Consider the following 12,032-nt stretch of genomic DNA (forward strand, 5'->3'; position numbering starts at 1 on the left):
AACTGATTTACTTCGTTTTCCCATTGCTTAACTACATTTCCAAGAAAAGAAACATCAATGTCTGTATCAGTTTCATGATAAATAGTTGTATAACTGCTTGGATAAATACCAATGGCAGATGCCGAAACAAATTGTTTTACGTTATTGGGTGTTTTTTGCAGTGTTTGAAATAATAATTTTGTCGAAAGAACGCGGCTTTGAATAATTTCTTCTTTGTATGAAGAAGTCCATTTTTGAGCAACATTTGCACCTGCTAAATGAACAATAACCTCAACATCAGTTAAGGAATTTAAATCAATTTCAGCTGTTTTTGGATTCCAATAAAAACCTTTATAGTTAGAATTGTAGACTAATTTATCTTTTGAAGTAGATAAATAATGAACTGTATGCCCATTTTGCAACAATAATCCTACTAATTCTTTTCCTACTAAACCAGTCGCTCCTGTAACTAAAATGGTCATTTTATTTGCTTTTTATCAAAGTTACAATGAAAAAATATAGTTTGAAAATAAATTAACGTATGTTTAGGATTAGTAATAAATACGACAAGTGCAATTTATTATTTTAATCTCTTACTTTAAGAGTCCATTCAAATTGCATTTCCGAAACTTGTTCTCCTTTTTCATTTTTTCCAATGGAAGTCAACCAAATGGTTTGTCCATCTTCTGTTTCAATTGCTTTTTGAATTGCTTCTTTTATTGCATCGCCTTGTGTACATGCAAAAGTAATTCTTCCAGTAGCTTTTTTAGTGAACACACTTTTATTTTGAGCCACTAACATAGAGATGTTTTTACCACTTGCCTTGATTTGATACAATACCAAAGCTCCTGTTGTAAACTCCGCTGCCATTGCCTGCACTGCAAAATACATTGAATTAAAAGGATTTTGATTAAACCAACGGTGTTTTACGGTTACTTCACAAACTTCAGGTGAAATTGACTTAACACGCACACCACACCAAAAGGCAGCTGGCAATTTAAAAAAAGTAAACAAATTTAATTTGGCAGGTGTAAACTCCATGATTGATTGAATTTGCTGTAAAAATACAAAATTAAACAAGAAGTAGCTAACGATGTTAAATGTTAATTTTATGTTAAATATTAGTACTAGGCGTAACATAATACCATCCAATAGACTTATCTTTGCATAAGAAATTAATAGGTAATATAATTTTAATCATCAAAATCAATCAAATGCGAAAGCAAAACAATCAAAAAATGAACAGTTTAATTATCAAAATCAAAAGGAATTATGAATATTGAAAACACTAAAGCGCAAATGCGTAAAGGGGTTTTAGAATTTTGTATTTTATCTGTCTTAAAAGAAAAAGATGCATATACTTCTGAAATACTGGATACGCTAAAAAACGCAAAATTATTAGTCGTTGAAGGAACCGTGTATCCTTTATTAACAAGGCTCAAAAATGACGGCTTGTTAAATTATCGATGGGAAGAATCTTTATCGGGTCCACCCAGAAAATATTACGGTTTAACCCATGAAGGAAAAGAATTTTTACAAGAATTAAATGGCACATGGAAAGAATTAGCCGATGCCGTAAATCTAATAACCAGTCAAAACTAAACGTCATGAATAAAACAATAAGTATAAATTTAGGAGGTTTTTTCTTCCATATTGATGAAGATGCCTATCAAAAATTATCGCGTTATTTTGATGCGGTAAAACGTTCACTTGCTCCTGATGGCAGAGAGGAAATAATGAAAGATATTGAAAGTCGTATTGCCGAATTATTTCAAGAACGCATTCAAAACGATAAACAAGTAATAGGTTTAGTAGAAATTGATGCTGTAATTGGAATCATGGGACAACCTGAAGACTATAAAATTGATGAAGAAACACCATACGCATCTAGTTCTAATACATTTAACACGAAAAGCAAAGCGAAAAAATTATACCGAGATAAGGAAAATGGAATTATAAGTGGTGTTGCTTCAGGATTTGGACACTACCTTAATATAGATCCGGTTTGGATACGTTTACTTTTTGTAATCATAGTAATAGCTGGTTTTGGAAGCCCAATATTAATCTATTTAATATTACTATTTATTATTCCTAAGGCCGAAACCACTTCTCAAAAACTAGAAATGAAAGGTGAAGAAATTACTATTTCAAATATAGAACGAAAAGTTAAAGAAGGTATCGATGATATTGCTGATAAAATTGGCTCAATAGACCATCAAAAAATAGCCGAAAACACAAGACAAGGCATCAATAAAACAGGAAATGCTGTGGGAAACTTTTTTTCAATAGTGTTTAATGTATTTGCAAAATTGATTGGCGGAATCATTGTTTTATTCAGCTCTATTTCGCTTGTAGCATTTTGCATTACAAGTATATTCATGATTTTTTCGACAAATATGCCTGATAATTTTCTATTAAATCATGTTAAAACACCTATTGGTTTAGAAACACCAATGTGGGTTCAAGGAATTTTAGTACTTTTTGTCTTTGGTATACCTTTTTTCTTCTTACTTATTTTAGGACTAAAATTATTAGTAAATAACTTAAAATCAATTGGGAATATTGCAAAATATACATTACTTGCTACTTGGATTATTGCAATGGGTATTGCCATTTCATTAGGCGTTAACGAAGCATCGCAATTTGCATTTGAAGGAAAAACAGTACAAAAACAAGAACTAATATTAAATCCAACAGACACTTTACTCATTAAGTTTAAAAACAATGATTTCTATTCTAAAAACGTTCATCATGAAACCGATTTCAAAATAACACAAGACGATAACAATAAAGAAGTCATTTATTCTAATAATGTTTCTATTGAAATCATGGAAACTGATTTAGCATCAGCTTATATCCAAATAGAAAAAACAGCTAAAGGAAAATCTTCAGAAGAAGCAAGAAAAAGAGCTGAAAAAATTAAATATGCATTTAAAGTTGAAGGTAATGTACTGCAATTAGACAATTATTTAACCTCTGCAGTTGAAAATAAATTTAGAGGCCAAGAAGTTGCATTGTATTTGTATTTACCAAAAGGAACCGTATTTAAAACCGATAAAAACTTTTACAATTTTGATGTATCAAATGACAATTTCTTCAATCTACATTATAGCTCTTCTGATTATATTTATAGAGTTGATACTGAAAAAGTAAAATGTTTGAATTGTCCTATTTCAGAAAACGAGCATCAAGATATTGAATCCAATGAATTAGAAAATGATTCTACAGCAACTATTATTTATGACGAAAATGGAGTCTTAGTGAAAAAGAAAATTAGTAAAGCAATAGTAATTGACGATTCTAAAAATTTAATAGAAATTAAAACTAAATAACATGAAAACCACATATAAAATACTGCTTTGTTTAATTGGAATTGTTTTCTTTTCCTGTAACGAAAATTTTAATATAGGCACACAAGGTAGCGGAAACATCACTAAAGAGAAAAGAGCAATTGCAACATCATTTGAAAAAATTGCTTCTAGCTCGGGCATTACCGTAATTGTAGAACAAGGATCACCTGCGAGCATTGAAGTTGAAACAGATGATAACATTCAACAATATGTGATTACAAAAGTTGAAAATGGTACACTAATTGTAAAAGTTGAAGGAAGTATTCATACGGAATCACCAATAAACGTAACTGTTAAAATGCCTATAATTACAGGTTTAGAATCTTCCAGCGGATCTACAATTAGTTCTAAAAACACATTAAGAGGAACCGAAATTTCATTAACCACAAGTAGTGGAAGCGAAATAGAAGCCGTGTTAGAATATGAAAAAGTGTCTTGTGACTCTTCTAGCGGAAGTAGCATCACTATTTCTGGAAAAGCTTTAAACTTACAAACATCAACTTCAAGCGGCAGCGAAATTGACGCCGAAGAATTAGCAGCTAATGAAATAACATCCGACGCATCAAGTGGAAGTTTTACCAAAGTAAAGCCAATAGTAAAATTAAAAGGAACGGCTTCGAGCGGAAGTTCTATTAATTATTATCAGAAACCAAGAACATTAATAAAAGAAGAAAGTTCAGGTGGAAGTGTTACAAATGAGTAACTAATTTTATGCTACCCATATGTTTAACAAATAATTAGTACAAAATTAACAACATTATTTCATAAAAACACTAATTTTACATTAACAACAAATACTAACAAATTAATTCCTACCCTATGATAAAACTAGTTATTCAGATTATAGAATTTGTATTTACTTTTATTACAAACTTGATAGAATCAATCCTATAAATACAAAATGAAAACATCAGTAAATTATACTGATGTTTTTTTTATATTTGTATTTAAATTAAACTCAATATGCGAAGTAAAATTTCCTATCTATTGGTTGCTTTATTAGTAACTTCTCTTTCATTTAGCCAAAAAAAAGAAAAAATAAAAGGCTCAAAAATCGTAACAATTGCCGTTAAAGAAGTTAATACCTTTGAAAATATTGAAGTTGGCGATAATTTCGAAGTTCTTTTAGTAAAAGGAACAAAACCATCTATAGAAATTGAGGCAGATGATAACCTTCATGAAATAATTAATTATGAGGTTTCGGGAAATACTTTAAAAATTAGTGCTTTAAAAGATCCCACGGGATTCAAAAAATTTACTATTCGAATTAACTATTCTAATGATTTACAACTTGTTACTGCTAGAAATGAAGTTACTTTAAAAGCTCTTGCCGATATTGAATTGGATAAAATCACCATAAAAAACTATAATACTTCTAAGTCCTTTTTAAATGTTAAATCGAATTATTTTGCACTTATTCTTGATGACAAGGCAGAAGCAGAATTAAACGTAAAATCTGAAAGCACAAGCCTGGAATTAAGTAAAAATAGTGAATTAAAAGCACTAATCGCTTCTCCTGAATTCAAACTAGATATGTATCAAAAGAGCACTGCTTTAATTGAAGGTACTGTTTTAAATGGCAAAATAAGATTAGACAACAGTAGTCATTTTACGGCACCAAAGTTGATTATTGACTCATTAGAACTTGATACTGAAGGCTATGCAAAATGCGAGGTAAATGTTAGTAATACACTTACATTGGCAGCAAGTGGTAAGTCGGAAATTGAATTATGGGGTGAACAAAAAATTATCATTAAGAAATTTCTAAATAATACATTACTCCACAAAAAAGAAAAATAAAAATATAAAAAAATCCGACATTTCTGTCGGATTTTTTATTTTCAAATTTAATTATTATTCCATTGAAGCCAAATAACGCTCTGCATCTAAAGCAGCAATACAGCCAGTTCCTGCAGCAGTAATGGCTTGTCTGTAAACATGATCTGCAGCATCACCAGCTACAAATACACCTGGAACATTAGTTTTTGAACTTCCTGGGATATTGATGATATAACCTGTTTCATCTAACGTGATATAATCAGCAAAAATATCTGTATTTGGTTTATGTCCAATAGCTACAAAAAATCCGGTTGCTGGAATTTCAGTTAAAGCTCCTGTAGTTCTATTTTTTGCACGAACACCAGTAACAACTTGACCATCGCCTAAAACCTCATCCGTTTCAGTATGCATTAATATTTCTATGTTTTCTGTTTTTTGAACACGCTCAGCCATAATTTTAGAAGCTCTAAATTTGTCACTTCTTACTAACATTGTGACTTTTTTACATAATTTAGAAAGATAATGAGCTTCTTCACAAGCGCTATCACCAGCACCAACAATTACTACTTCTTGGTTTCTATAGAAAAATCCGTCACAAACTGCACAAGCCGAAACACCTCCGCCTAATTTTAAATACAGTTGTTCAGATTCTAATCCTAAATATTTAGCTGAAGCACCCGTTGAAATAATAATGGTTTCAGCATGAATTTCTTTTGTGTCATTAATCCAAACTTTATGAATGGTACCTGAAAAATCAACTTTAGTAGCCCAACCATCACGAACATCTGTTCCAAATCGTTGTGATTGTGCTTGTAATTGTACCATCATTTCTGGTCCCGTTACGCCATCTGGATAACCTGGGAAATTTTCCACTTCATTGGTTGTAGTCAATTGACCTCCTGGTTGCGTTCCTTGGTATAAAACAGGATACATATTAGCTCTAGCTGCATAAATAGCCGCAGTATAACCCGCTGGACCAGAACCTATTATTAAACACTTAACTTTTTCTATTTTATCTGACATAATATTGTTCTTTAAAGAGTAGCAAATGTAAGTTTTATAATTAAATTTATTCTTAAAATTAAATTAGTTTTTATTATAACTTAATAGTTTTTGACAATAAAAAAACCCTCTTGAAAACAAGAAGGTTTTAGTCGGGGTGGCAGGATTCGAACCTGCGGCCTCCTGCTCCCAAAGCAGGCGCGATAACCGGGCTACGCTACACCCCGTAAAACAGGCTGCAAATATACCATTAAAATCTATTTCCCCAAATAATTGAAAGGTTTTTTAAAATAAAAAAATAAAATATTATGTTATTGAAGCTTATCAAAAAAACTTGTATTAAAATACTAGCGCGATCAAACGATAATATTTAGCACCAATTCTTATAACTTTCTCATCAAAACAAAAAACACATAGAATATTATTCTTATTTTTGCTAAAACAATCAATACGATATCTTTTATGCTTATTATCGGAATTGCCGGTGGAACCGGAAGCGGAAAAACTACAGTAGTACAACAAATCATGAATGAATTACCTTCAACTGAAGTTGGAATTATATCTCAAGATTCATACTACAAAGAAACGCATCATTTAACATACGAAGAACGTACTCATATTAATTTTGATCACCCAAGAGCGATTGATTTTGAGCTTTTAGTAGCGCATTTAAAAGATTTAAAAGCGGGTAAAACAATTGAACAACCGGTTTATTCTTTTGTCACTCACGATAGAACAGATGATAAAATTCTTACACATCCAAGAAAAGTAATGATTGTAGAAGGCATCTTAATTCTCACAAATCCTGAATTAAGAGATCTGTTTGATATAAAAGTGTATGTTCATGCCGACTCAGACGAACGCTTGATACGCCGATTAAAACGAGACATTGCAGAACGTGGACGCGATATGGAAGAAGTTTTAAATCGTTACCAAAACACTTTAAAACCAATGCATGAGCAATTTATTGAACCTACAAAAGCGTTTGCAGACATTATTATTCCTAATGACAAATACAATACAGTTGCCATAGACGTAGTTCGAGCTGTAATAAACCAAAGACTTGTATAATGAATAAACTAAAGAATCTAATAGCTGATTATCCGTTCCTAAAATTCTTATCAAACCGCTATATTTTAGTGCTAATTTTCTTTATTATTTGGGTCTTATTTTTAGATAATTATTCCTATTTAGACCACCGTGTATTAGATAATGAAATTGATGAAATAGAAGACAATATAAACTATTATAAAACCGAAATAAAAAAAGACAGTGCAAGTATTAAACATCTTAAAAATGACGATAGAGTAGAAAAGTATGCCCGTGAAAAATACTATATGAAACGTGATAACGAAGACATTTACATCATTGAATTTGAAGATGACAAAAAAGTGGAAAAAGAAGCTGAAGCGGAAAAAACAAATAGTAACAAATAAAATATAATTAGTGACTAAAAATAATCTATTTTCAGAATTTGAATCAATTTCCGCGAAACAATGGAAACAACAAATTCAATTTGAATTAAAAGGCGCAGATTATAATGAAACTTTAGTTTGGGAGAGTGCAGAAGGTATTAAAGTAAAACCATTTTATCATAATGATGAAACGGAAGTTAACTTAAATGCAATTGTTCCTGCAAAACCTTTTGCAATTGTTCAAAAGATTTTTGTACACGATGTAAAAAAATCGAATGTTCGAGCGCTAGAAACTCTACAACGAGGAGCTGAAAGTATTCGTTTTACAATAGAAAATGACACATTTTCCATTGAAGAATTGATGCAAAATCTTCCAACAGAAAATGTAAACTACTATTTTAATTTACCCTTTCTTTCTGTTGAATTTGTAAATAAAATCAATGAATTTTCTAAAAAAAACAAATCCAATATCTTCATCCAAGTTGATCCAATTGGTCAATTAGTAAAAGAGGGGAATTGGTTTGAAAACCTTGAAAAAGATTTCGAGAAACTAAACACAATTGCTTCAAAAACATCTGTTCCATTTTTAACCATTTCAAGCGGAATTTATCAAAACGCTGGTGCAAATATCGTTCAGCAATTAGCTTACACTCTAGCGCAAGCAAACGAATATTTTAATAGAATTCCAGCAATCAATCAACCGATTAGTTTTGAAACAACTGTTGGAACAAATTACTTTTTTGAAATAGCAAAATTAAGAGCGTTGCGAATATTATTCAACACATTAGCAACTGAATACAATTATAATTTTGATTGCCATATAATTGCTACACCAACAAAACGCAACAAAACATTATACGATTACAATGTAAATATGTTGCGAACAACTACTGAATGTATGTCAGCCATTTTAGGTGGTGCCGATGCCGTTGCCAATTTACCTTATGATGCTTTATACCATAAAGACAACGAATTTGGCGATAGAATTTCGAGAAACCAACTTTTAATTTTAAAACACGAAAGTTACTTTGATAAAGTCAATAATCCTTCTGATGGCGCGTATTATATTGAAACGTTAACCGAACAATTAGCTGAAAAAGCCTTGGAATTATTTAAAGATATTGAAAGAAATGGCGGATTGATTTCGCAATTAATTGAGGGAACTATTCAGAGAAAAATCAACGAAAGTGCACAAAAAGAACAAGAACTTTTCGATTCAGGGAAAGAAGTTTTATTAGGAACTAACAAGTATCCAAACAAAAACGACCAAATGAAAAACGATTTGGAATTATATCCATTCGTAAAACAAAACGCCAGAAAAACTTTAATCACAACGATTATTGAAAAACGTTTGGCCGAAAAAGTAGAACAAGAACGATTATCTCAAGAGCAATAATCATGAGAAAAGATATACAACATTTAAAGTTAATCAGTTCAAAAACGGATAACAAACAACAAACAACTGATAACTTCTTAACCGCCGAAAACATAGAGTTAAAACCAATTTACACTAAAGAAGATATTTCTGATTTAGAACACCTTGGTTTTGCAGCTGGTTTTGCACCAAATTTACGAGGACCATACGCTACTATGTACGTTCGCCGACCTTGGACCATTCGACAGTATGCCGGATTTTCTACTGCGGAAGAAAGTAATGCTTTTTATAGAAGAAACTTAGCTGCTGGACAAAAAGGGTTATCCGTTGCCTTCGATTTAGCCACACACAGAGGGTATGATTCTGACCATGAACGAGTGATGGGTGACGTAGGAAAAGCGGGAGTTGCCATTGATTCGGTAGAAGACATGAAAGTACTTTTCGACCAAATTCCGTTAAACGAAATGTCAGTTTCAATGACGATGAATGGCGCGGTTTTACCCATTATGGCTTTCTATATTGTGGCTGCGGAAGAACAAGGCGTTGCTCCTAACCTATTGTCGGGAACGATTCAGAATGATATTTTGAAGGAATTCATGGTGCGAAATACCTACATTTATCCGCCAACATCTTCGATGAAAATTATTGCCGATATTTTCGAATATACGAGTAAAAATATGCCAAAATTCAACTCGATATCCATTTCGGGTTACCACATGCAGGAAGCAGGTGCTACTGCTGATATTGAATTAGCGTACACTTTAGCTGATGGTTTAGAATACATTCGCACCGGATTATCTACAGGTATGAAAATTGATGAATTCGCTCCTCGCCTATCGTTTTTTTGGGCAATTGGAATGAATCATTTTATGGAAATTGCTAAAATGAGAGCGGGTAGAATGCTTTGGGCAAAGTTATTGAAACAATTCAACCCAAAAGACGAAAAATCATTAACCTTAAGAACGCACTGCCAAACTTCGGGATGGAGTTTAACCGAACAAGATCCTTTTAACAATGTAGCCCGAACTACAATTGAAGCCGCTGCTGCTGCATTTGGCGGTACCCAATCGTTACATACCAATGCTTTAGACGAAGCGATTGCATTACCAACCGATTTTTCAGCAAGAATTGCAAGAAATACTCAAATCTTTTTACAAGAAGAAACCAAAATCTGTAAAACGGTTGACCCTTGGGCAGGAAGCTATTATGTGGAACGTTTGACAGCCGAAATTGCAGAAAAAGCTTGGGCTTTAATTGAGGAAGTAGAAGAATTAGGAGGCATGACAAAAGCGATTGAAGCTGGTATTCCGAAATTACGAATTGAAGAAGCTGCCGCACGCAAACAAGCCCGAATTGATAGTGATCAAGATATTATTGTTGGAATAAATAAATACCGTTTGGAAAAAGAAGATCCGTTACATATTTTGGATGTAGATAACGATATGGTGCGCAAACAACAAATTGAACGATTAGAACATATTAAAGAGACTCGCGATAATGTTAAAGTTCAAAATTGTTTAACAAAATTAACAGAAAGTGCAGATTCCCATTTACATGGGAAAAACAATACAGAAAATTTATTATCTTTAGCCGTGGAAGCAGCACGAAACAGAGCTACTTTAGGCGAAATAAGTGATGCTTTGGAAGTTGTTTTCGGAAGATATAAAGCACAAATTAAATCAGTAAGTGGCGTGTATAGTGCAGCAATTAAAAATGACGAAAGTTTTGAAAAAGCAAAACAACTAGCTAATGCTTTCGCAAAAAAAGAAGGTCGTCGTCCTCGTATTATGATTGCAAAAATGGGACAAGACGGACACGATCGTGGCGCAAAAGTGGTCGCAACGGGTTATGCCGACGTAGGTTTTGATGTGGATATTGGTCCGTTATTCCAAACACCTCAAGAAGCAGCAAAACAAGCCGTGGAAAATGACGTACATATTTTAGGTGTTTCTTCTTTAGCCGCAGGACACAAAACTTTAGTACCACAAGTAATATCAGCATTAAAAAAATATGGTAGAGAAGATATTATGGTAATTGTTGGCGGTGTAATTCCTGCACAAGATTATCAGTTTCTATTTGATGCTGGAGCAGTAGCAGTTTTTGGTCCTGGAACCAAGATTAGCGAGGCAGCCATTAGTATTTTAGAAGTCTTATTAGCTGATTAAGAAGTAAAATTTTTAAAATTTGTTGTCCAGAAACAATGCAGAGTCATTATTTAATTTATATTTACTAAAAACTATTTATTATGGCAAAAAGTCAAGACGCAAAGAAAACGGCAAAAAAAGAACCTTTAAAAACTGCCAAAGAGAAAAAAGAAGAGAAACGTGTTAAAAAAAACACTCCAAAACGAGATTAATAATCAAAAAAAGCACAAATAGTATTCGTGCTTTTTTTTATTTATCAACAAAAAACTTTACTAATAAAATATTTTCTCCCTATTTTAAAACCATCAGCAAAGACTTTAACCCATTGTTAACAAAATTGACTTGAAAAAACGATAATTAATTGTATTTTTACCACTTAAATTTTTTAATAATCAAATGGGTAAAATCATTGCAATAGCCAATCAAAAAGGCGGAGTAGGAAAAACAACTACCTCTGTAAATTTAGCGGCATCTCTGGGAGTTTTAGAAAAAAAAGTACTTTTAATTGACGCCGACCCACAAGCCAATGCGAGTTCAGGATTAGGAATTGACGTAGAAAGTGTTGAAATTGGTTCGTATCAAGTTATAGAACATAGCGCTACCCCTCAAGAGGCAACTGTTTCATGTTCTGCTCCAAATGTTTCAGTAATTCCAGCTCACATTGATTTAGTAGCCATTGAAATTGAATTGGTCGATAAAGAAAACCGCGAGTACATGCTTAAACAAGCATTGGAAACCATAAAAAATGATTACGATTATATTATAATTGACTGTGCACCATCATTAGGATTATTAACATTGAATGCATTAACAGCTGCAGATAGTGTTATTATTCCTATTCAATGTGAATATTTTGCTTTGGAAGGATTAGGAAAATTACTTAATACTATAAAAAGTGTACAAAAAATTCATAATCCAAGTTTAGATATTGAAGGATTATTATTAACTATGTTCGATTCGCGTTTACGATTATCAAATCAAGTTGTTG

The 12,032-nt window shown here is 32.2% G+C and carries 12 protein-coding genes and 1 tRNA gene; 9 read left to right on the forward strand and 4 right to left on the reverse strand.

Annotated elements, in window-relative coordinates; translation table 11 throughout:
* Window positions 1–461: NAD-dependent epimerase/dehydratase family protein (locus ACIQZC_RS05650; protein WP_396138263.1), on the reverse strand; the 461-nt coding region annotated here is incomplete at its 3' end.
* Between the two features lie 103 nt (window positions 462–564).
* Window positions 565–1,020 carry a DUF4442 domain-containing protein gene (locus tag ACIQZC_RS05655; RefSeq protein WP_396138264.1) on the reverse strand — a complete coding sequence of 152 codons (456 nt, stop codon included), beginning with the start codon at window positions 1,018–1,020 and terminating at the stop codon, window positions 565–567.
* A gap of 231 nt (window positions 1,021–1,251) precedes the next feature.
* On the opposite strand from ACIQZC_RS05655, the gene ACIQZC_RS05660 reads away from it, so the two are divergent.
* The 4 genes from ACIQZC_RS05660 to ACIQZC_RS05675 all read left to right on the forward strand — a co-directional run bounded on the left by ACIQZC_RS05660 (window position 1,252) and on the right by ACIQZC_RS05675 (window position 5,129).
* Window positions 1,252–1,581 carry a PadR family transcriptional regulator gene (locus ACIQZC_RS05660; protein ID WP_396138265.1) on the forward strand — a complete coding sequence of 110 codons (330 nt, stop codon included), beginning with the start codon at window positions 1,252–1,254 and terminating at the stop codon, window positions 1,579–1,581.
* 5 nt (window positions 1,582–1,586) lie between these two features.
* Window positions 1,587–3,311, forward strand: a complete 1,725-nt coding sequence (locus tag ACIQZC_RS05665; RefSeq protein WP_396138266.1) for a PspC domain-containing protein — start codon at window positions 1,587–1,589, stop codon at window positions 3,309–3,311.
* Window position 3,312: 1 nt separating this feature from the next.
* A complete protein-coding gene (locus ACIQZC_RS05670) occupies window positions 3,313–4,032 on the forward strand; it encodes a head GIN domain-containing protein (RefSeq protein ID WP_396138267.1) in 720 nt (239 codons plus the stop codon).
* A gap of 260 nt (window positions 4,033–4,292) precedes the next feature.
* Entirely contained in the window at window positions 4,293–5,129 is an 837-nt protein-coding gene (locus ACIQZC_RS05675; protein WP_396138268.1) for a GIN domain-containing protein, read from the forward strand.
* Between the two features lie 54 nt (window positions 5,130–5,183).
* Here the strand turns inward: ACIQZC_RS05675 and trxB are convergent, their stop codons facing one another.
* Both trxB and ACIQZC_RS05685 read right to left on the reverse strand, forming a co-directional pair.
* A complete protein-coding gene (gene trxB / locus ACIQZC_RS05680; RefSeq protein WP_396138269.1) occupies window positions 5,184–6,131 on the reverse strand; it encodes a thioredoxin-disulfide reductase in 948 nt (315 codons plus the stop codon).
* Window positions 6,132–6,262: 131 nt separating this feature from the next.
* Window positions 6,263–6,337: transfer RNA gene (locus tag ACIQZC_RS05685), tRNA-Pro, on the reverse strand.
* 235 nt (window positions 6,338–6,572) lie between these two features.
* Between ACIQZC_RS05685 and udk the strand changes: the two genes are divergently transcribed.
* The 5 genes from udk to ACIQZC_RS05710 form a co-directional block, all read left to right on the forward strand.
* The gene (gene udk, locus ACIQZC_RS05690; RefSeq protein ID WP_396138270.1) at window positions 6,573–7,181 is read left to right on the forward strand and encodes a uridine kinase; all 609 of its coding nucleotides are present in this window, start codon (window positions 6,573–6,575) and stop codon (window positions 7,179–7,181) included.
* Entirely contained in the window at window positions 7,181–7,546 is a 366-nt protein-coding gene (locus tag ACIQZC_RS05695) for a septum formation initiator family protein (RefSeq protein ID WP_396138271.1), read from the forward strand. The genes udk and ACIQZC_RS05695 overlap by 1 nt, the downstream gene beginning before the upstream one ends.
* A 10-nt stretch (window positions 7,547–7,556) precedes the next feature.
* On the forward strand, window positions 7,557–8,921 hold the full coding sequence (locus ACIQZC_RS05700) for a methylmalonyl-CoA mutase subunit beta (RefSeq protein ID WP_396138272.1): 1,365 nt from the start codon (window positions 7,557–7,559) through the stop codon (window positions 8,919–8,921).
* Entirely contained in the window at window positions 8,921–11,065 is a 2,145-nt protein-coding gene (gene scpA / locus ACIQZC_RS05705; protein WP_396138274.1) for a methylmalonyl-CoA mutase, read from the forward strand. The genes ACIQZC_RS05700 and scpA overlap by 1 nt, the downstream gene beginning before the upstream one ends.
* A gap of 375 nt (window positions 11,066–11,440) precedes the next feature.
* A partial coding sequence (locus ACIQZC_RS05710) for a ParA family protein (RefSeq protein ID WP_396138273.1) occupies window positions 11,441–12,032 on the forward strand: 592 nt, incomplete at its 3' end.

The organism is Flavobacterium sp. (assembly GCF_044338735.1).
Classification (GTDB): domain Bacteria; phylum Bacteroidota; class Bacteroidia; order Flavobacteriales; family Flavobacteriaceae; genus Flavobacterium.